The organism is Novosphingobium sp. HR1a, from assembly GCF_015594425.1.
In the GTDB taxonomy this organism is placed as follows: domain Bacteria; phylum Pseudomonadota; class Alphaproteobacteria; order Sphingomonadales; family Sphingomonadaceae; genus Novosphingobium; species Novosphingobium resinovorum_A.
Genome location: NZ_JABXWS010000069.1, coordinates 36313 through 59905 on the forward strand (window position 1 = coordinate 36313; position 23593 = coordinate 59905).

Annotated in this window: 18 protein-coding genes; 9 read left to right on the plus strand and 9 right to left on the minus strand. The window is 60.5% G+C overall.

The genetic code is table 11. The annotated features are described in order from the left end of the window. The first annotated feature begins 386 nt into the window (after positions 1-386). The 6 genes from HWN72_RS19425 to HWN72_RS19450 all read left to right on the plus strand — a co-directional run bounded on the left by HWN72_RS19425 (position 387) and on the right by HWN72_RS19450 (position 4789). On the plus strand, positions 387-809 hold the full coding sequence (locus HWN72_RS19425) for a hypothetical protein (protein ID WP_211151036.1): 423 nt from the start codon (positions 387-389) through the stop codon (positions 807-809). Between the two features lie 136 nt (positions 810-945). After that, positions 946-1383 carry a transcriptional regulator gene (locus HWN72_RS19430; protein ID WP_211151037.1) on the plus strand — a complete coding sequence of 146 codons (438 nt, stop codon included), beginning with the start codon at positions 946-948 and terminating at the stop codon, positions 1381-1383. 3 nt (positions 1384-1386) lie between these two features. Further along, positions 1387-2037 (plus strand): GntR family transcriptional regulator, encoded by a 651-nt coding sequence (locus tag HWN72_RS19435; protein ID WP_248006142.1) that lies wholly within the window; start codon positions 1387-1389, stop codon positions 2035-2037. Between the two features lie 160 nt (positions 2038-2197). Next, positions 2198-2332, plus strand: a complete 135-nt coding sequence (locus tag HWN72_RS19440; protein WP_211151038.1) for a benenodin family lasso peptide — start codon at positions 2198-2200, stop codon at positions 2330-2332. A 59-nt stretch (positions 2333-2391) separates the two neighbouring features. Then, positions 2392-3081 (plus strand): lasso peptide biosynthesis B2 protein, encoded by a 690-nt coding sequence (locus HWN72_RS19445; RefSeq protein ID WP_211151039.1) that lies wholly within the window; start codon positions 2392-2394, stop codon positions 3079-3081. A 10-nt stretch (positions 3082-3091) separates the two neighbouring features. Then, positions 3092-4789: an asparagine synthetase B family protein gene (locus HWN72_RS19450; protein WP_211151040.1), complete on the plus strand. Its 1698-nt coding sequence runs from the start codon at positions 3092-3094 to the stop codon at positions 4787-4789. Here HWN72_RS19450 and HWN72_RS19455 read toward each other — a convergent pair. From HWN72_RS19455 to HWN72_RS19490, 8 genes are all read right to left on the minus strand, one after another. Further along, positions 4777-6675: an Atxe2 family lasso peptide isopeptidase gene (locus tag HWN72_RS19455; protein WP_289357235.1), complete on the minus strand. Its 1899-nt coding sequence runs from the start codon at positions 6673-6675 to the stop codon at positions 4777-4779. The two genes, HWN72_RS19450 and HWN72_RS19455, sit on opposite strands and share 13 nt — an antisense overlap. Before the next feature lie 187 nt (positions 6676-6862). Beyond that, complete coding sequence (locus HWN72_RS19460) at positions 6863-9322, minus strand: TonB-dependent receptor domain-containing protein (RefSeq protein WP_309141578.1); 2460 nt, start codon at positions 9320-9322, stop codon at positions 6863-6865. A gap of 176 nt (positions 9323-9498) precedes the next feature. Then, positions 9499-10518: a FecR domain-containing protein gene (locus tag HWN72_RS19465; protein WP_211151043.1), complete on the minus strand. Its 1020-nt coding sequence runs from the start codon at positions 10516-10518 to the stop codon at positions 9499-9501. Then, positions 10515-11081 carry an RNA polymerase sigma factor gene (locus HWN72_RS19470; protein ID WP_211151069.1) on the minus strand — a complete coding sequence of 189 codons (567 nt, stop codon included), beginning with the start codon at positions 11079-11081 and terminating at the stop codon, positions 10515-10517. The genes HWN72_RS19465 and HWN72_RS19470 overlap by 4 nt, the downstream gene beginning before the upstream one ends. Positions 11082-11995: 914 nt before the next feature. Beyond that, entirely contained in the window at positions 11996-13576 is a 1581-nt protein-coding gene (locus tag HWN72_RS19475; RefSeq protein WP_211151044.1) for a hypothetical protein, read from the minus strand. 331 nt (positions 13577-13907) lie between these two features. Beyond that, on the minus strand, positions 13908-15890 hold the full coding sequence (locus HWN72_RS19480) for a DUF3732 domain-containing protein (RefSeq protein WP_211151045.1): 1983 nt from the start codon (positions 15888-15890) through the stop codon (positions 13908-13910). A gap of 2 nt (positions 15891-15892) precedes the next feature. Beyond that, on the minus strand, positions 15893-16378 hold the full coding sequence (locus HWN72_RS19485; protein ID WP_211151046.1) for a three component ABC system middle component: 486 nt from the start codon (positions 16376-16378) through the stop codon (positions 15893-15895). A 2-nt stretch (positions 16379-16380) separates the two neighbouring features. Beyond that, entirely contained in the window at positions 16381-17559 is a 1179-nt protein-coding gene (locus HWN72_RS19490) for an ABC-three component system protein (protein WP_211151047.1), read from the minus strand. Positions 17560-18001: 442 nt separating this feature from the next. Here HWN72_RS19490 and HWN72_RS19495 point away from each other — a divergent pair, with 442 nt between their 5' ends. Genes HWN72_RS19495 through HWN72_RS19505 form a run of 3 tightly spaced genes read left to right on the plus strand, consistent with a single transcriptional unit; the run spans position 18002 to position 21509 of the window. Then, on the plus strand, positions 18002-19249 hold the full coding sequence (locus HWN72_RS19495; RefSeq protein ID WP_211151048.1) for an AAA family ATPase: 1248 nt from the start codon (positions 18002-18004) through the stop codon (positions 19247-19249). Then, positions 19243-19749: a TOPRIM nucleotidyl transferase/hydrolase domain-containing protein gene (locus HWN72_RS19500; protein WP_211151049.1), complete on the plus strand. Its 507-nt coding sequence runs from the start codon at positions 19243-19245 to the stop codon at positions 19747-19749. The genes HWN72_RS19495 and HWN72_RS19500 overlap by 7 nt, the downstream gene beginning before the upstream one ends. After that, positions 19743-21509, plus strand: a complete 1767-nt coding sequence (locus HWN72_RS19505) for a UvrD-helicase domain-containing protein (RefSeq protein ID WP_211151050.1) — start codon at positions 19743-19745, stop codon at positions 21507-21509. The genes HWN72_RS19500 and HWN72_RS19505 overlap by 7 nt, the downstream gene beginning before the upstream one ends. Positions 21510-21898: 389 nt before the next feature. On the opposite strand, the gene HWN72_RS19510 is transcribed toward HWN72_RS19505, so the two are convergent. Continuing rightward, positions 21899-23536 (minus strand): FAD-binding protein, encoded by a 1638-nt coding sequence (locus HWN72_RS19510; RefSeq protein WP_211151051.1) that lies wholly within the window; start codon positions 23534-23536, stop codon positions 21899-21901. Between the last annotated feature and the right edge of the window lie 57 nt (positions 23537-23593).

Consider the following 23593-nt stretch of genomic DNA (forward strand, 5'->3'; position numbering starts at 1 on the left):
CGTCGGCCTGGTTAGCGAGCCCGGATACACACGGTCGTACGCTTCTGGTCATCACCAATTCACGATGATCGTGGAACATCGGGCCCATGCCTCCTCCTTTCGCCGCGTCAGGGTGACGCGACGGCGTTTGTCATGCGGTTCAGGCCGGAGCGTGGTTATGGGCTGCGCTCGCCGTCACCGTGATGATCGGATGGATGAAGGATGACGCGAGGAAATCACCGCCGCAACGGGCAGGGCACTGAGATACCGTATCGGAAATACAGCGCCTCAATCGGCATCCCAGTGCCGGAAATGGTGCTTTCTCCGGCTGTTTTTCCCGTCTTGCCTGTGGGAGCGCCGGGAAATGCACGGCGCCTGGCATGCGACTCGGGCGAGGGAGCGACGGTATGAGGACGTCCAGAACCTACAAACTGCAACTTTCGGTGAAGGGCGTGGACGCTTTCCTCGCCTGTCACTGCCGGCTCGCACGCATGACCGGCGAATTCATTCCCTATGGCATGACGCTCTATGTCGCCATGAACATACTCGATGCCAGCGATCCCGCCGACGTCGCCGCCGAGCTGGAATCGGCCGGTTGCGAAGAACTGGGCGGCACCTCGCGCCGTTTCGTTGGTACGACTTCGCTTCTTGCCGAAATGGTCGAACGGACAGGACAGCGCCTTGCCGACAGTGGGCAGTACGGACGGCCTGTCGCGACGTGGCGGCTGTACAACGCGGGCCTTAGCCTCCTGCTGGGCCTCGAGAGAAGCGAATTGCAGACGATCTACAGCAAGGCGTCGGAGAATGTTCAGGTCAGAAGGTCGCGATAGAAGGTATTCGGCCGTATAGCTGTCGGGCGATACTTTCACCATGAAAGCGTTACCGTTTGACCCAAGGTGTTATCAACAACACTCTTAAGGTCCGGGCTGCGCGGGAGCTTGAGCCATTGGCAAGGGAGACCTGGTCATGCCGCTTTGGGCGATACCCAACGCACGCGATCCTTCCGTGCTTGCGACGATCAAGCTGATGTCGGGGAGGCGCATCGAAATGCAACGACGGATCGAGAAGATCACGCAGGAACGCTTTGCTGCTCAGGTTGGCATCGGTTCGCGCTGGCTGCGCGAAATCGAGGCCGGCAATCCCAAGTCGCGGCTCGACGACCATTTTCGCTGCGCTCATGCGCTCGGGCTTTCGACAGGGCATCTCCTGATACCCCTGCTGTTCATGGAACATCAGCGGGTGTTTCCGCGCGCATTGCTCGAAGGCGATTTGTCGAGGCTCGAAACCGTCTGCATCGATGCCATCGCCCGGCACAACCTTGACATCCTTTCGCGCCAGCTTCTTGCAAATGACCCCGGTCATGCAGCGGGAGGTCGGGCAGATACGACTGAACGGCGCGAGTGAACGATGATGTCGCCGGGCGCCCGCCAGCACGAGAAAGTCTACGCGGAGCTCAAGCAGGCTTTGCTGGCGCAGCGCTACACGGCGGGCCGGGATTTGTCGGTCCTGCAGCTCGCCAGTGACATCGGAACCAGCGTTTCGCCGGTCCGCGATGCATTGCACCGCCTGTATGGTGAGGGCCTGTTGGAGATGGGCGAGCATCGCGGGTTTCGTCTCAGAACCTGGAGCGTCGAGGCCTTGCGCGACTGTTATACCTGGCACGGCCATCTGATCCGCATGGCGCTAAAAGCTGGCGGCGCCGCGAAGTTTGATGGCCCCGCAGTCGATGGCTGGGCTATCGATTGCGGGACTATCGACTGCGCGTCGCCGGATCGTATCGTTGCGGCGGCCGAACGCCTGTTTCTTCGCTTTGCGCGCATGTCGGGATCCGGTGAGCTTGTCGCTGCCGTCCGCAATGCCGGCGAGCGTTTGCGGGCGGTACGACTCGTCGAGACCGAGCGCTGGTCCGACTGCGGCGATGAACTCACCGCCGCCAATACATTGGCGGCATCAGGCTCCGCGCAAGAACTTCTCGCGGCCATGTGGAATTATCATCGTCGCCGCATTCGCGCAGCTGGAGTATTATGCGAAGCAGTATCGCGATCCGCACCTGACTGATTTATGACAGTTATGGAAGGGCCCGCCGCACTCTGAGCCGTTGCCATCCTGGCGGCGCATGAATGCTTTCAGCATGAAAGCGTATGGGGCTGAATATATCGCTTCCCGGCCATAGCCTTTCTGTCGCCACGAACCGCGTGGCACACAGAAGGAGGCAAATATGGAACGCGAACATGAAGCCGCCGATGACGGTGTGGTCGAACTGGGCATCGCCAGCGAGGTCACGCATGGTACCGGCCAGCTGCGGATCGACAACCCGCAGGGCCAGCCGGTATTCGGCATCCTCGACGACTGAGCGCTGATCGGCCTGGCCCGGGCATTGCGTCCGGGCCAGGCTTTTTCGAGGATCTGCCCATGGCCTTCGTCATCCCTCGAAATGGAGTAGGCCTTTGCGATTGCGGGGACCGCATCATCGTCCTCGACATCGATCGTGACCGCTATCTCGAACTGAAGCCCGAACTCGCTACGCTGGTACGCAGTGGCGCGAAAGGCTCGGACCTGGGGCCATCGCAGACCGACGCCTTGATGCAATCCGGATTGTTTGGTGCTGCGGCTGGGCCTTGTCCCTGGGATTGCGCCGCTATCACTGCCGCGGAACGGTCCATTGTCGGCACCGAACATCCCTACGTTTTTGGAGTTCGCTTCGCTTTCCGGTACGTCGTTTCGGCGGCCTGGCTGGCCTTCTTCCATTTAACCGTTGGACGCTGCACTTTGCGGGCTCTGGTGGACATTGCCAACGCGCCCGCGCGGGCCGCAGATGTCAGCAACGAGGCTCATGCCGCGAAGCTGGGGATGTGGTTGTCGGCATTTTGCCGTGCGGCCCTTCTGTTTCCGCGCGCATCCCGGTGCCTGCCCGATGCGCTGGCGTTGCAGCGTCTGGTGACCCGGTATGCGGTTCGATCGAAAATTGTGTTCGGCGTGCAGACGGACCCGTTCCAGGCGCACTGCTGGGTCCAGCTGGACGGAACCGTCCTGGGCCAAAGTCTCGAGACGGTTGCGGGATTTCGCGCGATCCTCCTGCTTCCCATGAACACAATGCCATGAGCACGACGCCATGAATGCGACATTTTCGATCTCGGTGGAAATCGCGCCACGGGTGCATCGCGAGGCGGCGCCGGGCGGGCGCTTCTGCGAGGAATTCTCGCACAGCGCGGACCTGCGCGCCGAATATCTCTGTCAGGGTAACCTGGTCGTCTTCGGCGACGCGTTTCATCTCGATCGACTGCGGCCCGGGCTTGCATCGGAAGATACCGCAGCGCGGCCGTTGGACGCCTTGAGTGCAATCGCGCGCGCATGCTGGGGACGTTTCGTTGCTGTCGCGCAGGATCCGGAGACGGGAGAGATTGCCGTCTATCGCGATCCGTCCGGGATGGTGCCATGCTACTTCGGCCCTTCGCGCTCGCGGGTCGCCATCGCGGCGGACGCCGTATCGATGTGCAGGCATCTGGGTATGCAGCCTTCGATCGACTGGGGCGGCATTGCCAATCATCTGCTCGCCCCGGATCGACGGCGGCGCGAGACATGCCTGGCCGGGATCAGGGAAATTCTTCCAGGCGAACTGGTTCACATCACCCGGGATGACGCCCGCCATGAACTGCTCTGGAAGCCCGAGCATCATGTGGGAACGAGGCTGAACATCCCTTTCGTCGAAGCCGCTGAGCTTCTGGAGGGCCATTTTTCGGAAGCGGTCGCCATGTGGTGCGAGCGATATCCGCGCCCGCTGGTCGCTCTATCGGGCGGTTTCGATTCTTCCGCGATAACCGCGCTGGCGGCGCGGTGCGGGCCGGTCGGGCTGGTCCAGTACTTCGGGAAATCCCCGCAGGCAGATGAGCGCAGCTATGCGCGGGCGGTTGCAAGGCATTTGGGGCTCGAACTCGATGCGGTCTTTTGCGACCCCGGACAAGTTCAGGTTGACTGCAATCTCTCGGCGCCGCGGCCCCGACCATCGGCCCGGGCGTTTACGCAAGTCTTCGATAGGCACGCGGCCGACAAAGCCGCAGCACTTGGCGCAACCGCGCATTTCAATGGCGGGGGCGGCGACAATGTTTTCGGGAAATTGCACTCGGCTTACCCTCTGGCCGATCGCTATCTTCATTCCGGCCTGTCCCGAGATCTGCCCGGCACTGCCACGGACATATGCCGTGCGACAGGGGCATCGTTGCCCGCAGTGCTTCGGCAGGCAATGGCTGCCATACACCGCCGGGATCGTGCCAAATCATGGCCGGATACGACGGATCTCCTGTCGGCCAGGGCCATCGCGATGCGCGACGACGAGCCACATCCGTGGATCGCGACGCACGCGCCGCTCTGGCCGGGACAAAGGCAGCTCATCAGAAATATTGCGCGCGCGACGGCGGCCACCGATCACCTCCACATCGAGGGCGCATTGCCGACGATCTTCCCGATCCTTTCGCAGCCGCTTGTGGAACTGTGCCTTTCCTTGCCCACCTGGTTCTGGTTCACCGGCGGCCAGGATCGGGCCCTGGCCCGAGCCGCTATGAAGCCGTACCTTCCTGCGGACATTCTGGGCCGCAGACTGAAGGGCGCGTTCGACGGTCTGGTATACCAGATCGTCGATCTCCATCGTGCTCGGATATTGGCAGACCTCAGGGACGGAGCCCTGGCCGGCGAGGCGCTTATCGACGTGGATGCGGTCGAGCACGTCCTCAAGGTCCATGGTGGCAAGGAAGCCAGAATCATTCGCGTCCTTCACCTGCACGAGGTCGAGATGTGGTGTCGTCACTGGTGTTGAAGATGGTCCTTTAGCCAGGCGAGGTTACGTCCATAGACGGCCGACCGATGGGCCGGGTGAAGCTTCATGTGACCTTCATCGGGATAGACATACATCTCGATCGGCCAGCCCTTGCGATGAAGATCGCGATAGGTCGCAAGCCCCATACGAAACTCGCTCGATGCTGCCTGAACGAGGATCGGAACCTTCTTTGCCTCCGGGGCATCCACGAGCGAATTTATGCGCCAGAATTCCGGTCGGTCCGCGCGGGTCGCGGGGTAGCCCATCGCAACGTAGAATTCATCGAGCGCCAGACCGCTGGCCTCCTGCGCGGGCTCGCTTTCGCAGCATGTGCTGAGAATGGCACCGGAAAACAGGGACGAATTCGCCAGGGCGAAGGTTGCGGTCACGGCACCGTCGCTCTGCCCGGTGATGGCGACCCTGTCGGGATCGATAATGCCTTCCCGGTTCAACCGCTCGATGATCGTTTTTAACGATGAGAGGTTGCTCCTCCGGTCGGCGAAGTCGTCGTTGTTGAGGGCATAGAATTCGGCATCCGTTTTGGGGTGGCGGCTCAGCCCGTACCAGGGAGGCCTGTTGAAGCTGAGAACGGCGAGCCCTTGCGCGGCCATCGCCTGGATCGGATATTCGTCGCCGGTGCCCCCTCGCAGGAAACCTCGCGTTTCGTATTGGACCACCACGAGCGGGAGGCGCAGTCCCCGCGTCCAGCCGGGCGGTAGTACGAGATCGGCATATGTCTCCAGGCCGTAATCGTTCGTCCAGGCAAGCCGCCGAATGCTGCCCAGTTGCAGCGAGGCAAAGGCCGGGTTCGGATCGAAGATTTCGCGCCGCTTCCCTGTGCGTGTGTCCAGCGCGATGATCGTTCTGGGATGAGCCGCCGTTTCCTGCGCGCACAGCAGGTCGGGCCCGGCTAGTGCACATCCGAACAGCGCGTCAGCCGTTTCGAGCAGGCGTTTGGGCGGCGTCGGGCCGACTGTCCAGGAATAGAACTCCGTCAGGCTTCGCGCGACCCCCGACCGCCGCTGAAAGATGAGGCGTTTGCCGTCTGGCGTCCACCATAAGCCGGTTACATCCCTGCAGGACGCGAAAGGGCAGGTGATTTCCCCGCTCCGTTGCGATCGGACCTGGATCCCGGTCACGGCATCGAGCGCCGTGCTTTGCGGAACGGCCCAGGCGATGCGCGTTCCGTCGCGAGCCGTCGCTGTCGCCGTGGCGCCAGCGGGCGAGGTGCGCGACGGGTGAAGCGCTGTTTCATCCGTCGGCGCCAATGCAAACTCGGCGCCGGTTTCCGCATCGATTGCACGATCGACCTTGGGAATATCGGATGGCGGCATGGGCCTGTCGCTGGACAGCGGCCAGAAGCGCTGGTCGTAGCGATAGCCATGCTCGCCTTCGGCAGCGATGGCTGCCCTTGCGGCGATCAGCCCCGGCTGACTGGTGTAGAGCAGGCGCCGGCCATCGTGCGACCACGCCATTTCCAGAACATCTGCGGCGCTTGTCACCAAACGGCGGGTCTTGCGGCTCGATTGATCGTAGATCCAGATTTCGGAGCGGTCGGCGAAAGTCTTGGCGTAGGCGAGCCGCCCTCCATCGGGGGACCAGCGGAGCAGCGCGGGCTTGGGTATTCCGAGCGGGAGGTCGGTCATGCCGTATCGGGTCGAGGTGGCGGCAACGATTTCACCCCCGTCGTCGATTACTCGGGCACGATGCGCGGCGTCCGTATCGACGAGAACGATCGCGGTGCAATAGCGATCGTTCTCAGCGTCGGCCTGGCGCAGTTGCAAAGCGGCCATTGCGCCAGACGGCGACATGCTGAACGCAGCGGGATCATTCCCCAATCCGACGGCACCGAAGTCTTGCAATGCGAGAAGGTCATCCTTGGTCACCACTCGAGCCTGTCCGGGTGATGGTGCGGTCAGGGATAAGGTGCAGGGCGCAGCATTGGCGGGCTGCGAATGTGCTGGAGAAATGGCGCACGCCAACAGGGCGCAGCCGAGAGGCGCTATCGGTGACAGGTTCATGATTGGGAGTCCATTCGAGGACGGGAAACGGCGCTCGCCGCTAGCCGCGCGCTTACCAGTCTTTGGAGATCGTGAAGCTGACGAAGCGTCCAACGGGTGAGGAATTGGTGGAATCGTAGTTCACGTAATAGCTGTACCCACCGCTCGGAGCCGCATAGGGCGGATGCCGGTCGAAGGCATTCTGCACGCTGGCTTGCAATCCAAGGCCGCTCAGCAACCCTTCGCCCTGCGGGATCCGGTATCCCGCTGACAAATCGAGCGTGGTCAACGCGGCGACCTGGGCTGCGGGCGATTGCCGGTTGTCCGAGAGTCCGGACTGATGATTGACATAGGCGCCGATCGTCCACTTCGTGTCTGACCAGGCAACGCTTCCCCGTGCCCGAAAGCGAGGCGGATTGAATATGGTTCCGGCAAGCGTGATCTTTGCGGAATCTCCGGTGAAATTCTGGCTGGACCAGAGCCATGCGCCGCTTGCCGTGAACGTCAGCGAGGATGCGGCCGTCACGGGCAGGCTGTAGTCGACCGCGAGGTCGACGCCCTGGATCGTTTGGTATGCGGCGTTCGTATAGCGGCTGTTGATGATCGCGACGATCTTGCTGGGATCATCGTCCCCGGCGAAATTGTAGAAGTAGGCAGCGTTCGACAGAACCTCCTCGATCTCGGCGAGCGTGGGCGAATAATCAACGACCGGGTCATATGCCGGATCGGCGAGCGCGGTGAACATTGCCGCGCCCGAAACTGGCTGGATGATGCGGTCGCGATACCCGATATGGAAGTAGCTTGCGGAGGCATGGAAACGGTCGACCGCGCGAGGGTGAAGGTCGATCGTTGCAGACCATGTGTTGGCGCGCTCCGGGTTGAGATCGGTGTTGCCGCCATAGTCGGTGAGGACGGTCGAACCGGCAGGAAAACGCTCGCCTCCCATATAGCTCGTCGAATCCAGATAGGCGCCGCGTAGCTGGTAACGCTGGTCGAGGGTTGGAGCCTTGAAGGACTTGCCCCAGCTCAGCTTGAGGTCGAAATCGGGAGAAACCCCGTAGACCATTCCGAGCTTGGGCACCGCCACCGAAGCCATGCCGGGATAGCGTTCGTAGCGTAGTGCCGCGCTCAGGATCAGGCGGCTCCCCAGCACGGAACCGTCCTCGGGCAGAACCAGCGGGATCTTGATTTCCGAGAAGGCGTAGGAACTGTCGATTGATCCGCCGTAGCGGAAGGACGCCGCCGAGGGGGCGTAATCGTAGCTGTTGTAGCGGTAGCCTGCGCCGACCACGATGTCGATCGGATGAGGACCGATCCCGCTGACGGGGCCGGTCACATACCCCTCGGGATTGACGATCCTGTTCTTGTAGAAACCGGTGGACCGGGATGACACATTGCTTCCGCTGAGCGTCGTCTGATCGTAGTCCAGCTTGCTCTGGCCATAGGTGGCGGACGCATGCGCTTCCCATTGCGATCCAAGGTCGACGCGGACCGAGGGCGTGACCGAATAGGACGTCACATTTGGCCGGTTCACATAGGAAACGCCGTAGTCCGTGGCCTGCGACATGAACGAGCGCCGGTTGCTGTATGCAGCGTCGATGCCCAACTCGGTTGTCGATGAAATCGTCTGATGGGCACTGGCGACGACGCTGTCCTGATTGACCCTCGGATAAATCGTTCCGCCATCTGGCATATAGGCCGTGTAGTCGCGGTCACCGGAATGGATCGCGCTGTTGGCCTGATGGCTGTAGGCGAGCATGGCGCCGCCGCTCTTCCAGGTCTTTCCGGCGACCCCAGTGTATTGCTGCAGAAAGTCGCCACCATCGGTTGCGCCTCCCAGCGTGGCCGTCAGATTGGCACCATCATAGTCGCGTTTAAGGATGACATTGACGACGCCGCCCACGGCGTCCGAACCGTAGATCGCCGATGCGCCATCGGCGACGACATCGATCCTCTCGATGCCTGCCAGTGGAATCGCGCCAATGTCGACGGCCTGCACGAACGATCCATAGGACAGGCGATGGCCGTTCAGCAGCACCAGAGTGGCATCGCCGCCCAGTCCTCGTAAGTTGGGTGTCGAACTCGCGTCGAGGTTCTGGTTGGCGATGCCATTGGCTCCGGGCGAGACGCCGGGGTTCTGTCCGCCGCTGAAATTCTGGGGCAGGGCGCGGATCGCCTCGCCGAGATCGACTTGCCCTGCCGATCGAATGTCCGAGGCGTAGAGCCTGGTGGTCGGCGAAGCGCTGTCCGCCGATTTAAGATGCGTTCCCGTCACCACGATTTCATCGGCGTTTCCCGAAGACCTCGTGCCGCCCAGCGCTCGTATGATGAGTGCGCCGTCGACGATCTCGGCTGTGAGCCGGGTGCCGCGAAGCAATCGGTTCGCGGCCTCTGTCGGAGAGAGGCGCTCCTTCAGCGCCTTGGCGGATTTTCCGCGCAGGGGATCGGCCGGAGCCGAGAATTCCAGACCGCTCTGGCGCGCGATCGCCCGAAGCGCTTCTGTTAGCGATTGCGCAGGCAGGTCGAAATCCACGGTCCGGTCGGCTTGAGCGAATACCGGTGTACCGGTTGCCAATGCGCACGCGCCAACGCCTGCCAGAACTTCGAAACGAACCGTTCGCATTCTATCCCCCGCTGTCCAGTCGGCGCGTCGCGTGACGGCCATGACAGGCTAGACGGGAGAATTTTCGGAACGAGCAATCTGGGCGGCTATTTCTTTAGAAATATCCGATCGGGCTGTTGATCGTCGAGTGTCAGACCCAGCGAACGGGCGAGATGCCTGGCGACGCTTTGCGAATTGCGGATATGCAGTTCTGCGCTGACGCGCATCGCGGCGATTTCAGGGGTAGCAGCGACCAGCTTGACGTCGGAATAAAGGTTCACCTCCGACAGGATCGCAGCGACAGTTTCATCGTCATAGCTTTTCACGCCGGTCACCCATTCTTCGTCGTTGCTCGGAGCGGGCTCAGCAATGGCAGAATTCCTTTGAGATTGGGCGCCAGTGTAGCGTATCCGCTGGCCGGGCTGAAGCACGCGTGGTGTTCCGGTCGCAGCATTCTGCGCACCCTGACACGGCGGCGTGACAGCGACATGCCCTTCGAAAAGAACCACATTCATCTGGCATCGGGCACGTCTCTCGACGCTGAACCGGGTACCGAGAGCCGTGGTAGTGCCTTCATCCGTGGTGACGACGAAAGGACGGGCTGTGTCGTGGGTGACAGAGAAGACCGCGCGGCCATGATCGAGAGTGATTTCGCGGCGATCGGCGCGCATCGAAACCAGCAACCGGCTATCGGCATCGAGCGTCACGATCGAACCATCCGACAATGTCACCCGCCGAACTTCGGTTTTCCCTGTGACCAGGACGAGCCGCATCTTGCCGTCCTCGCCGTCACGCGAAGCCACCGGGGTAGCGGCCCTGAAGCTGCTGACGTTCTGACCCAGGACAATATGCGCGCCCATAAGGACTATCGCTGCGATGGAGGCCGCCATCGCGATCCTTGCCAGCTTTTGCCGGCGTCGCTGCTTCTGGCGACTGCGCACGTTTCTGGCTGCCGGATCGATATAGTTTGTCAGCGCGGCATCGGCGATTTCGAATTCCCGGCGATGTTCCGGATCCTGGGCGCACCAGCGCATCGCGGCGGCATGCAGCGCTGGGGTGTCCCGGCTTTCCATAGCCCACCGCCGGGCCTGCTGTTTGATCGTCAGCGGAGCGTCGTCTTCGGTCATCGGCGTTCCATGATATCCACGAGGTGGTCGAGCGTCCTGAAGACCTTACGCTTTACAGCCCATTCGTTGAGTCCTTTCTGTCGTCCGATCTCGCGAAAACTGTAGCCCTCGACGCGGCTCAGCAAAAACAATTCTCGATCGAGCGGATCGAGCCCATCAAGAACTTTTTCACAAAAGGCGATGTCTGCCCGTGCCGCCAGGATGCGCATCGGATCGATGGGAGCAGAAAGTTCGGCAGCATCGGAAAGGGGGCTTTTGAGGCGCTCCACGCGGGTCGAGGACAGGTCCGAATGATCTCGAAGAAGATTGATCGCGATGCGGCGCAGATAGGCTTGCGGGGTTTTCAGGATCATCGCAGCGCCGCTGCGAAAGAAACGAAGGAAAGTCTCCTGCGCGAGTTCCTCCGCCTCGGCGCTGGAGACGGAATTGCGGTGAAAATAGCGTACCAGCCATCGGCTTTCCTCGCGGTATAGCCGCGAGAACGCACCATCGGTGCTGTGATTGACGGCATGGTGACCCAGCCGATCGAGGGTGTCGCCGTCCGGATGACTGTCATTGGCCATGCCGGTCACCTGAGAGCAGGCTACGCCGCCATTTCAGCATCGCGTAATCTCGCCACGCCTCAAGAGTGCCTGTCGGCAACTTCTTCACACCTGATTGTCGTCTAGGCCCCATCCGTCGCACCTATGTCCACTCGGGGCGACGGCCGAAGCCGGATGTTGGAAACCTGCCTGTCGGTCAGGCGCATGCGCCTTTACCGTTGCCGGTTGGACATACGCACATGCCACCCGGCCGTGAAATCGACCGAGTTTCGACAGGTTTGAGGTTTCCACGCCCCAACTCCCGGCTTTCACGGGAGCAGGGCCATTTGCACATGGAAGGGGCAAAGAGGCAAGAGAGAATTGACACGGCATGTATCGAACACCGGTCTGACCTGCCTGTCAGATCCATCAGCCTTACAAAGATTAGATTTTCGTCGTGCCGGGCCTGTCAACTTTTCGAAGGTCCGGGCTTGAGGCCGCCGAGCTGGGCTTCTCTATGGCAACGGTTGGGACTTTTGCGACAGTCGGCTTCAGAGCAACTGAGCGCTGTTTCCGGACACGGAGTAGCCGCTTATGCTACGCCTGCTGTCGCCCGTATTCCGGTCATTCGCGACCCTGAAGACGCTGCATGAAAGCGACCTTCCGTGGACCGCAGCGCGTGCCGCTCTACCTGTTCTCAAAATTGGGATCCAAGGCATCCAGAGTTCTAGGGGCTAGCCAGTCCCGATTTGAGCGAGGCCCGGTGGGTAAGTTCGGGGCTGGCTCTGACGTCCCGCTCCGTGTCTGGCGGGAAGTCCTAGTCTCGCCTTAGCGGAAGGGCGCCATCAAATTCTATGCCACGGGTAGGACTTGACCCAGTTCGAGGAAGGCCTAGAATCATAACGAAGAGCAAAATGGAGACTGCAAATGCGCTTTCCCTTCGGTTGGGACGAACCTCAGGATACTGCCTCGCCTTCCAAGTCGGCAAGCCGCTGACGGGAGCAGTATTCGTGGTACTCGACGGCTAGACCTGCTGCGTCCTCCCCGCCTTTGGGTACGTGCGTATGCAGGAAGTTGAGCATCTTCGCCGCTTTGCGCACATCTGAAACTGTCGAAGCGGTCTGAATCTTCACATATGCTTCGTTATCCAGTGCAAAGAATATGCGCAGGGGATCCTTCGCCCCTTTGAGCGCTTGGACTATCTCCCCCTCGTCTGCCGCCAAACCATCCTTGGGAACGCCGAGCGAGGCGTAGAACTTCATTGCCTCTTTGAGATGCGTCAGGGCCTTCGTGGATGATTTCCGCTTATCGCCTTCATGCGAACCTATTATGTCCGCGTGATAGTAGGCGAGGTCTGAACTGACGCTAAACATCAGATTGTCCAGCCTGTCCGCATCGAAGGTCTTCTCCTTCTTTGCCTTCTGGGCCTCCTTGAAGCATGATTCAGCGATATCGATCGCGCGTGGCGCATCGCCGACCGCGAATGCGGCGAGGGCTCCCTGGAAGCGGATCTGCAGAGCAAGGAAAGGATCGCTCTCGTTCTCCTCCCTCGCGGACAGGCTTTCGAGCGCCTTCTCTATGTATGGGCTGCTTTGAACCATTGCCGCCAGAAGGCAGAGAAGCGCCGAAACGGCAGCAGGGTTCTTGGAATACATGGTCTCGAGTGTCTTGGACGCCGGGCGGGCCACGGAGTCCGGCGTCTCGACGGTCATGCCGCGGATCTCATCCATGATCTCGCCGAGTTTGGTCTTCACAGTACCAGTGCTGATCCTGTCTATGCGACTCTGTGTCGTCATGGCGAGTACGCAGGTTTGGACGTTCCGTCGCTTAGCATCGCGCACGGCGCTGTTGCGCAGGATGCTCTGCCGCAGGACGTCGCTTTGCTGGTCCAGATTCGCCAAGCTGCTACCTAGGAGCTCGAAGCTGGTGAGCAGTTCCGCACCCACCTTCCCGCTCGGCTTGTAGGTCAGGTCATGTGTCTTTGCGCCCCACGCATCATGCAACAGGGTCTTTATCTGGATTTCGCACAATGGCGTAGCCGCCGTCATCGACGTCAGTCGAATATTGTAATGGCATGCGAAATAGCCGCCGGTTTCGATTGGCCGCCCATGCTTCGATTTTATGAGGGTTCCTGCAGCCGCCTTGCCTACAGGCGCCGCGATCAGTTCTTCGTTGTCGATCGCCTTGTCGATCGCCTGCGCGACGAGGCTTATGTCCGACGGGTTGGGAACGACGACTGTGACGCCGACGATGTCCGGAACGTCGTAGAGAGACGCTTCCGTTAGCTTTTGCTTCAAATTGTGCTCGTCGAACTTGAGCCGGATCTTCCGCGTCGCCTTCATCTCCTCCCCGCCCTGCATCTCGCCGCGGGAGTAGACTTTGTAGATGCAGGCAAGGCTGCGTTCGGTCTTGCGCAGTTCTGCCAGAAGGTCTTTCAGATCGGCAACGGCCTTCTCATACTTGTTCCGATTCTGGTCGACGAATGCCTGAACATCCTCAACCGATGCTGGCACCGAAATTATCCCGTTCTTCGCCAATTCTGCCTCCTTGAGCGGGCGGCAATGGACAGGTCTGGATAATGCAAGTCAACCAAGATCTAAATTTGGAAGTTAGGCGTCTAATGAGCGATGGCAGTCGCAGCCTTTTCTCCGATAGGCGGGGAAAGTGATCGATCAGAGGGTCCCGTGGAGCGGGGCAGTGCACCTCGAGCGATGGGCACCTCGTCTTGAATTTCTGAAGAAACGCGAGCGATCCGTTACGACTGTTGTCGTGTTTCAGCAAGGCAATCGCCGCCTGCGCGCGTCGCGACTGCGAACCCCAGGACCATGACGAGAGAGCCAGTTTAACCGCCACGCCGTGCCTGATTAGTTAAAGCGCGTTCGCTTGGGTTTGCCAATGTTCCGGAATTAGGCCGCTTTCGCCGCGCCAGTCTGCTGCTTCCTTGACATTCTTGACGGCGCCCCAGGTGCTGCGGTCGGCGTGCTCCAAAACGATCACTTGAAGATGCTTCAGGCCCTCGCACACCGTGGAAATCATCTCGAAAATCTGCTGCGTTCGCCTGATGTCTTCGCCTCTGGTGGTGTGGCCAGTAATGCTTTCCTCGACCTGCCGGAAGGTATCGCTCGGGAAGTAGACCTGGCTCGGCTGGTCGATAATGAGGAATGAAGGCACGGGATTTTCATTCTTGCGCCCGAGGAACACGGTGTGGAGGGCAAATAGCATGGCCAGGTGGTAAGCCATCCAGTTCTCGCCGCTCCCAATTTCCGAAAGGCTGTCGGTATGATCAACACCCTCGCGCTGGAACTGGACGTTGAGCTCACGCTGGTTGAGACTGGGAATACCCTCCGCGCCGACTATGCCTAAGAGCTCAATCACGCGCTGGATTGCAGATGTAATGATGCGATTGGCCCTTTCCTCCCGGGCGGAACTTTCGGCGCCTTCCAGCTTCCCGTCGATCCTATCGATTTGCTTGACGAGATCCCTGCGCTGGTCGTTCAGCCCCCCATCGCCTTCAATGTCCTTGACCATGCGCAGCGCCTGCTCGGTGTTGCCGATGAAACGGTAGATTTTCTCCAAAGTCTGCGATTGTCCCTGCTCGCCGTCGACTTCGATTTCTGCCGCAAGCCGCGTGTTGCGGACAAAGATGAGCTTTTCTTCGGCAACCAGCAGGTCACGCTCAGCATCCGCAATTTCGCGGTCGACAACTGGAGGGGTGGAGGAAGCCCCGACGCAGAGGTCGTCCAGATCTGCAATCGCTTCGCCAAGCTCATCGAGTGAACTGCGGGCAGCTTCGCTTTCAGAGCCGCACAGAATGCATTCCTCCGCAACCACGGCATCGCGAAACCAGCCGACGCCCCTGACGCGGCTCTGCTGTTCAGCCAGGACGTCCGAGTAGTCCGACACTGAACCACGCAGGCTGCGAAGGCGCCGCAGTCTCCGCTTGGTATGCGCGATCGTCCTGTCAAGTTCGCGCTCGTCGAACCGCAATCTCTCCAAGCGGTTTACGGCCGCGCTCACGCGGCCAGGGCTTGCCGCGGTTCGTCCGCCAGCCTTGACAACATCGCGAAGCACTTCGATGATCGCCTCGAGGTTTCCGGGTAGATCTTCGACGGGCAGTAAGCCTAATTCCTGGGCCTGGAAAAACGTGCCTTTCGCGGTTGCTTGCCAGCGCTCCACACCGGCGGCACGGGATTTGAGTTCGGTATCGACTAGTCGGAGCCGGTCCAGCAGCAGCTTGCGTTGGTGCATCAACGCAAGATCCTCGTTGGTCATGATGCCGAGAGCAAGTGGCATCACGCTGCGTAGTTTCTCGCGGTGCGCGGTCGTGTCCGCCTTGAAGAACATCGTGTACGGGTTGGCGACGATGTGCTGGGGCAGGTAATTGAAGCTGGCCATGTCGCGAAAGCTCGCACGTCCACCAAATCCGCTACCGTCCGGGTCGGCGTCAAGGTCGGACAGGCGCGAAAGCCCATCGAATAGCTGCTTTACACGATCCGCGTGCTCTGTCCCATGAGGACGACGCGGCAGGGGCTGCGAAACCTCCTCGCCTTGCTGCAACCAGTACTTGTTGGAAACCGCGCGCTCGCCAGGTTTTTCCCGTGCGATCCGCATTTTTCCGACATCGGTCTCGATCATCAGGCCGTACCAGGAAGCCTTTTCTCGTATAGGGCCGATCGGAATGGTCGTTGTAGCCGCACCGAGCACGTAGTCGATGATTGACGTCACAGCCGATTTGCCCCGGCTGCTCCAACCCGTAATGACCATGATCTTTCGGGGATCGAATGTAATGACGTGCGGCTCGTGGCGAACGTCTTCCGGCCAGATGATCAGTTCGTGGATGTGCAGCTTCATGACTAAAACCTGATCCCCAACCTTGCTCTGACGATTTCCAGATCCTCCATGGCGAGCCAATTACCCAATCGTTTTGCGGCTGCATTGGTAGGGGTGCTGTGACGAATTCCCGCGGGAAGCGTGCTTCCGACGGCGCTGAACGCCGGCAAGCCCGAACCGCTCGATCGGGTCATGATCTCGGCCGATACCGCAAGCTGGAGCGCCAACAGGCAGGTCGGAAAGCTCTTCTCCAAGCGCCTTTGAAGGCCGGCGACGAGCTCCGGCTCCTCAACGACGGCCTTCAGGAGACCGCTCTCGAGATTCATCCGATAAATCTTCGTCACAGTGGCTTCGTGAAAGAGCATCGCCGTAGATATGGCGAAATGGAGAAGCGACGGGGAGGGAGATTGGCCCGATCGCTTGTCCGTGAAACTCCGCGCGACTTGCCATAGCGCGCAGGCGCCAAAAGCGGGATTGCGCAAAATGAGCTCTTCGTGGTTGCTGCGCATGGTCAAACGTCGCCGTACTCGGGGTGCCACCGTATCTGCTTGTCGTCAGCGAGACGATGGAAATGGCCGGTCGTCACGTACGGTTCTGCGCAGGGGTGTCCGTCGATCGGCTCCTGATGGTTGAGCGTCGTCTCGGAATAGACGTGATAGCCGCGTTCGACCGGAGGCAAATCCTGGCGCGTACGGCGAGCATGTCTCTCGATTGCCTGCCAGCGTTGGCGGAGACGGTCGCCGCGATCTACCCATATTTCGTCATCGATGTCGCCGGTTTTCACGAGGCGGGACTTTTCAGTGTTGAACTGCACCCAGTGCTCGATGGCCTCGAAAACCTCTTCGTCATCGAGTTCGATGCGTTTGAGCTGGTCTACGAATGTACGGCCGCGTGCATTGGCGATTTCATCGCCGCCAACGTGAATTTCTCGGCCGGGACGCGGCATCCACTGTCGCCGCGCAGCTTGGGCCTCCTTCGTCCGCACGTAGCGGAGACACTCGTTCTTGGTGATAACCCCGGCGGCCCTGCTGTCCCATGCCTCGCGCAAGCGGGTGACGATCCAGCCAAGTGTTGCGTCGATAATGAAATCGCGGTCGGCGTCGGGGTGAATTCCGAGGCGAGCAGCCACGTCGGGCCGCATGGCTGTTGCATCGAATTTCTCGACGAGTTCAATCCGGCCAGCGAGATCGGTAAGCATCGCATCGCTTTCACTGAGGACGTCGTCGATTGTTTCCTGGATCTTCGAGGGCGCCTTGCCTTCAGTGCCGCCGACCTTGCGAACCTTTCCGGCAGCTCTGAGCGCTGTCACGATTTCCGCCGATCTGTCGGGAACGCCGGCAGGCTTCCGAATAGCATCGACGATCTTACCCTTCGGCTGGGCGTTCGTGACCAGCAGATAGCTAAGGCTGGGCTGCCCCCCGGTTCGGATTCCCTCGACCCATATTTGCAGCGTGCGCCAGAGTCCGATGTGCCGATCACCAAGTGTTGCGTTGCTGCGCGGTGATACCGATTTCTTGTCCTGTTCCTGCGCCCTGACCTTGCCATCCTTGGTTCTGGCGACGTCGTCGACCTGCTCGACGGAAACCGCTTCGCCGTCACCGGCGATAGCCAGATGATAAAGCGCGCGTTCAAATTGTAATACCACGCCCGACGCCATTGGCGCTGCGTTATGGTCGGACTTCGTCGCCAAGCCTCTAAGAATCCCTCGTCTGCCTCGTGTACGAATGTGACCACCGGTCATTCGTTTGCCAAGAAGTCCGTTCAGGATTTCCAGTGAAAATACTGCGATTCTTGAGCCTGGTTCATTCTGATACGCAATGCTGCCGTTACTCGGGGCGTTATCTCGCGAATTGACCCACTGTTCCATGAGGTTTCCGGGAAGCGAGACATAGGACTGTTTTATTCCGCCGATCCCCGTCTTGGCCCCTTGGGGCATCCGTTTCGGCTTGGTGCCCTTGCCAGGATCTCGATGATCGGTTCAGCGTACCGGTGCGCGAAACGCTGCTCGAGAACAGGCTAGATGTTTCACACAACCTTTCGTCGTTGACCCGCCGTGATAGATTGCCTTTCATCTTTCAAACGCTTGCAGGGGTAACAATATCGTGAGGCTGAGTAGGGTTGTCATAAAGAACTTGCGAGCAATCCAAGCGCTCGATATCCCAATCACCGATGCCGCAACTGTCGTCATCGGTGAGAATAATGCTGGCAAGTCCACTCTCTTGCACGGCATTCGCTTGTGTCTCGACGTCACCTTGTCCTCCGCCTTCCGCTCCCTGAGCAAGGAGGATGTGCACTGCGCCGTAGACCAAACCGAGCCGTTCCAAGTGCTCGTCGCTGTCGAATTCACAGGATTCGCCGGAAATGAAAACGAAGAGGCACTGCTACACGGCACGCAGATCGGTGCGGATCGAGCGAGGCTCTTCTACCGGTTTCGTCCGAAGCGTCTCGTGCGCGAACTCATCGCCTCTGGCGACCTCAACAGGCCGCTTACACTTGACGACTTCGGCTGGGAGTTGTTCGGCGGCGGCAATCCCGAAATCGATATGGCGAGCATCGAGTGGGATCACGAGAACGGCGACATTGGCGCCTGCTCCGTCGGTCTTCAAATCCTGCAGTCCTTCCTAGTCGTGTTCCTTCCGGCGCTCCGTGACGTCGAAGCCGATCTGCAGCATTTTCGACGTTCACCCCTGATGAAGCTGGTGGAGGCAAGCGAAATGGACCTCGCCGATCAGAGGGCGATCGTCGACGCGGTCAAAGCTGTGAACGCTCAAATTGAAGCATCTCCTCCTATCAACGATCTAGCAGTTTCTATCGATGGGGCCCTAAAGGAGATCACCGGGCCCGCCTTCGCTCTTGACGTGAAGCTCGGCCTCTCCGCTCCGACCTTCCAATCAATTATACGCAATCTAATCGTGCTGCTCTCAGGCACTCTGGCTCAAAACGTTGAACCCCGCCGCAACGGTCTCGGCCTTAACAACATCCTCTTCATCGCCATGCTGATCGAGCAGTTTCGCAAGCGCGCCGCTAGCGGAAACGCTGCAGGTGAACTCATCCTCATCGAGGAACCAGAGGCCCATCTGCACCCGCAACTGCAGTCGACCCTCATGGACGCGTTGCGGCAACTCCCCTTCCAAGTCATCGCCACCACCCACAGCACCCAGGTCACGGCGGGCGCGCCGCTCTCATCCTTCGCTATCATGTCCCAGCAGCCGAACGGGGTCCCCGTGGCTGCGGTTCCGAGCCAAGCGGCGGGCCTCACGCCGAATGACCGCGAAGATCTCGAGCGATACCTAGATGCGACGAAGTCGAACCTCTTGTTCGCCCGGCGCGTTATGCTGGTGGAAGGACCAGCCGAGCTGCTCCTGATCCGCCAATGGTGAAGCAGATCCTAGGCATTGATCTTGAACGCGAGGGCATATCAGTCGTCGCCATACACGGCACGCACTTCGGTCCCTTCGCAAGGATGTTCGCCGTGGACTGCCTCCCCAAGCGCTGCGCCATTGTCGCTGACGCGGATCGCGCCCCTGGCATCGGTGATCCTGACGACGATGTCGTGCCGCCGGAGAACCTCGTCGCTCTGGAGGGACAGTTCGTGAAGGCTTTCGTGGGCGCAACCACGTTTGAGCGAGAGATCACTATGGACGGGAACCTGACTATGCTGGCTGCGGCCGCCGGTGATTTAGGCGCACTCAGGATAAAAAGTCATCTCGATAATGCGGAGTTCTTCGGCACGACAGAAGAGCTGAGGGCGAAAGTGCTGCGGACCGCCATCCGTTTCGGGAAAGCCCGGTTCGCGCAAGCCGCAGCCCGCCATGTCGAGAAGGCCGAGAAGCTCCCTCCCTATATTGAGCAGGCCGTGAATTGGCTGAGACAATGGTAAAACTTCTTACCGACGAGCAGCAGGAGGCGGTCGACTGGCAGGAAAACCTGCTACTCACCGCCTGCCCCGGCAGCGGCAAAACACGCACTCTTATCGCCAAGCTGGTGGCAGAGATCGAGGGCGTGCGCGGGACTCCGCGTTCCATCTGCTGCATCACCTACACCAACACTGCCGTCCAAGAAATTGAGCAACGCGCGAGCGAACAGCTCCAAGCTGGGGACGAGCGCTACATCTACGTCTCAACGATACATTCCTTCTGCCTGCACTCGATTCTCCGCCCGTTCGCTTGGCTCCGGCCCGACCTGGGTGGCGCTAGGAAGGTTCTGACCCGTGACAATCCAGACTTCGAGGTAATCTGCGAATACGCCGCCGCGCAGGTGAACCTGCTTCAGCTAAATCACGCCGATTATGAGGCGTTCGAGAGCCTTAGCGTCGATACAAACGGTCGGATCATCGGCGTGGCGCTGAAGAACGATTCAGTGTGCCGTGCGGCCCCGTATTTCTGGTCCCGGTGTGCCCAACTCGGATACATAGACTTCGGAAATATCGTCTACGGTGCCTACCTACTCCTCCGCGACCACCCACAAATCGCCCGGTCACTGTGTGCCCGGCACCCGTGGTTCTTGATCGACGAATTTCAGGACACTACCGAACTTCAGGTGGAAATGCTGAAGCTGCTCCACACTACGCAACGATCGAAATTCTTCGCCGTTGGCGATCTATTCCAGTCGATCTATGGCTTCACCGGAGCCCGCCCGGAACTCGTTGCACCCTTCGGCGTTCACATCGGCGCTCGGTCCGATTTGAGCCTTTCCCTGAATTTTCGGTCGAGCAGGCGCATTGTGAACCACGCCGAGCGCCTATTCCCGCGGTTCCCGCCCATGACGGCGGCGGGATCGACGCGCGACCATCCGGTCGACCCGATCCTAGTTCGCGGAGGGACGGCGTTCGAGGCAATTACCGAGCAGTTCTTGCCAGCTCTCGAAGCGCAGGACATCGCACTCGGCGACGCAACGATCCTTGCCAAGGACTGGTTCTCACTCATCACTCTGGCGAGGGAGCTCAGAGACTTCGGCACGCCCATCGTGGGACCGGGAGCCAGACCATACAAGCGCTCGCGCCTGTTTGCACAGCTGGCTGAGCAGCTCTGCGGCGCCATCGTCGAGCCGACCGCCGACACGACCCGGCAACTCGAGCGCGCGCTGTTCCACACCGTGCAGGATGCTACCGGCCAAACCCGGCTCGAACTGTTCGGATTCAGCGGCCGTAAGGTCCTAGTCCGACTGCAGCGCGAAGCGCTACATTTGGCAAATCTCGGGCACGGGGCAATCGCCTGGCTGGACGCCATGTCCCAAGCCACAGGAGATATCCTCCTAGGTGCAGAGTATGTCGACCGCATCCAGTCCGGGCTCTTTTATGCCTCGGTGCAGGGGATGAAGGCCGACATGATCCGGCAGAAGGTCGACATCTTCAATCTCACGATCGAGCACCTCGGCTTGTTCGCAAGCCCGACGCGCGCACTTAGATTGTCGACCATCCATTACGCCAAAGGGCGCGAATACTCAGCGGTCGCGGTGATCGGTCTGCGGACGGGCTCCTTCCCATTCAAATACAGTGAAGACGTAATGGCTGAGAGGCGACAGTTCTACGTCGCGGTTACAAGAGCGGAAAAACTGCTGATGTACGTCGCTGAGCGGGATCGGTGGGGCAACGCTCCTAGCCCATTCCTAGGGCCCGGCGCGCTCAACATTCTTAGCTAACCGGCCTCTCAACACGACCAGATGATAGCGTCTAGTATAAATCGCTGATTGCTCGCTTCGCGACACGGCCCGTCATGGGCATCAAAGGTGGCAAAGCTGACCGGCCGCACTAAGGGAACGGGAATTGTGAGGCAGAGCGTCTGGAAAGGGTCGGAGTAGAAAGGATCGCGGCCAAGCCATCATTCGCGCTGTTGAAGTCGACGCGCCTTACATCGTCACTCATCCCAGCTATCGTGGCTCCATCGCCATATCGCTACCGGGCTCCGCGACTGCGCGCAGTCAGAGTGGGAAGCGGGGCGGTCCGCGACATAGAGGTAGGAAACCGTTTCCAAGCCGGACTCATGCGTTCCGGCGAAGTCACATCCAGTTCAGTGTGCACTAACGACGGTTTAGTTCGTGCTCCTTGAAGCCGCGTGCCGGGCCGCGATGAAGGCGAAGGTGCCGGCCGCCGCGATAGTCGCCCCTGCTCCGGGGTAGGTATATCGGAATGGCGAACCGGCACTGTTTCCGGCAGCGTACAACCCGTGGATCGGGCGATCCTCGTGCGCGAGGACTTGCCCAAGGTCGTTTGTCTTGATGCCGCCGTTGGAGCCGAGATCGCCAGGTCTGATCAAGGCCGCCCAGAACGGCCCCTTGTCGATTCGGCCAAGGCTGGGGTTAGGACGCTGATCCGGATCAGCCCAGTGGCGATCGTATTCCGAAGCGCCGCGATGGAAATCGAGGTCCTCGCCCGTAGCGGCAAAGCCATTGAAGCGCTTGACCTGGCCGTGCAGGATCGCAGGATCCATCCCGCATTGCCGCGCCAGCTCCTCGACGGTGCCGGCTCGTAACAGGAAGCCGTAATCCATCATGCGCTTGCGGACCACCTTGTTCGAAAGTTCGGCGAAAATGTAGCGGCGCAGGAAACGGTCATCCATGACGAGCCAGTGCCTTTCATCGGCCGCGCCGTGGTCGAACATCGTGCGTCCAGCGGTCATGTAATTGGCGGCCTCGTTCATGTATCGCCGTCCCCGAGCATCGACGATCATGCTCCCCGGCAGCGCTCGCAGGCCAAGCGCAAGGCCCATCTGGGCGGGAGACACCTGGATGGAGGGCATCCACCAGCGACCCTCCAGCAGTTCCGTGGCGGCGCCAACCGCTCGGGCCGCCTGCAGGGCATCGCCCTGATCTTCGGGAATGGCGTTCGGCCAGCTTCGCTCCGCGCCCTGCAGTTCCTTGCGCAACGCGGCATTGCGCGAAAAACCACCGGCTGCGAGAAGGACGCCAGCGGGCGCCTCCATCCGGCTGCGTGCGCCATCGTGTTCAACGATCACACCGACCACCGCGCCATTCTCTACCACGAGATCCACCAGTCCTGTCGACAGGTGCACCGGGATGCCGAGCCGGTCCACGAGGGCCATGAGAGATGCCACCAGCGCCCGTCCGAGGCCAAGCGGCTTGCGGCCGAGCAGGGTGCTCACCTTGTGCGACAGCGCCACCTTCGCGGCGTTCAGCAGCAGGCCCGGTCCGCGCCACGCCCGCGTAAGGCTTGCCAGCCCTTCGCTGTCGATGGCCGGCATGTCGAGGTCATGCATGCGCATCGTATCGAAGCGTTGGCCAAGTGCCTTGCCGTCGATGACCTCGGATTCCAGCGTCCTGCCGCGACTGCTTCCCGGCACGTCCGGATAATAGTCCGGATGGTCCCTGTTAACTTTCCATGCCACCCCCTCTTCGGCGAGAAATTCGGCCATTGGCCCGACATGGGCGAGGAACGCCTCGGCCTTCTTGATTGCGCGATCGTCGGCGTCCTCGCCGATCAGAGAAAGAACATATTGCCGTGCCGCCTCGGGCGTATCGTCCTTGCCGTCCGCCATGAGGTGATTGTTCGGCACCCACAGCACGCCACCCGAGGTGGCAGTGGTGCCGCCCCAAACATCGGCCTTCTCGATAATGATCGGACGAAGTCCGGCACGATGCGCCGTGATCGCGCCGACGAGACCGGCTGCGCCGCTTCCCACGACAACGAAGTTGGTGTTGCTGATGGTCATCCTCCGGGCACTCCTCGACGCAGGGGCGGGGCCTGCGGTTATTTTTGCGGGCGCTCA

Bases quoted from the DNA above. Each gene is read 5' to 3' on its own strand.
- HWN72_RS19425 (WP_211151036.1), top strand. From the start codon at position 387: ATGAGGACGTCCAGAACCTACAAACTGCAACTTTCGGTGAAGGGCGTG.
- HWN72_RS19430 (WP_211151037.1), top strand. From the start codon at position 946: ATGCCGCTTTGGGCGATACCCAACGCACGCGATCCTTCCGTGCTTGCG.
- HWN72_RS19435 (WP_248006142.1), top strand. From the start codon at position 1,387: ATGATGTCGCCGGGCGCCCGCCAGCACGAGAAAGTCTACGCGGAGCTC.
- HWN72_RS19440 (WP_211151038.1), top strand. From the start codon at position 2,198: ATGGAACGCGAACATGAAGCCGCCGATGACGGTGTGGTCGAACTGGGC.
- HWN72_RS19445 (WP_211151039.1), top strand. From the start codon at position 2,392: ATGGCCTTCGTCATCCCTCGAAATGGAGTAGGCCTTTGCGATTGCGGG.
- HWN72_RS19450 (WP_211151040.1), top strand. From the start codon at position 3,092: ATGAATGCGACATTTTCGATCTCGGTGGAAATCGCGCCACGGGTGCAT.
- HWN72_RS19465 (WP_211151043.1), bottom strand. From the start codon at position 10,518: ATGACCGAAGACGACGCTCCGCTGACGATCAAACAGCAGGCCCGGCGG.
- HWN72_RS19470 (WP_211151069.1), bottom strand. From the start codon at position 11,081: ATGGCCAATGACAGTCATCCGGACGGCGACACCCTCGATCGGCTGGGT.
- HWN72_RS19480 (WP_211151045.1), bottom strand. From the start codon at position 15,890: ATGAAGCTGCACATCCACGAACTGATCATCTGGCCGGAAGACGTTCGC.
- HWN72_RS19485 (WP_211151046.1), bottom strand. From the start codon at position 16,378: ATGCGCAGCAACCACGAAGAGCTCATTTTGCGCAATCCCGCTTTTGGC.
- HWN72_RS19500 (WP_211151049.1), top strand. From the start codon at position 19,243: ATGGTGAAGCAGATCCTAGGCATTGATCTTGAACGCGAGGGCATATCA.
- HWN72_RS19505 (WP_211151050.1), top strand. From the start codon at position 19,743: ATGGTAAAACTTCTTACCGACGAGCAGCAGGAGGCGGTCGACTGGCAG.
- HWN72_RS19510 (WP_211151051.1), bottom strand. From the start codon at position 23,536: ATGACCATCAGCAACACCAACTTCGTTGTCGTGGGAAGCGGCGCAGCC.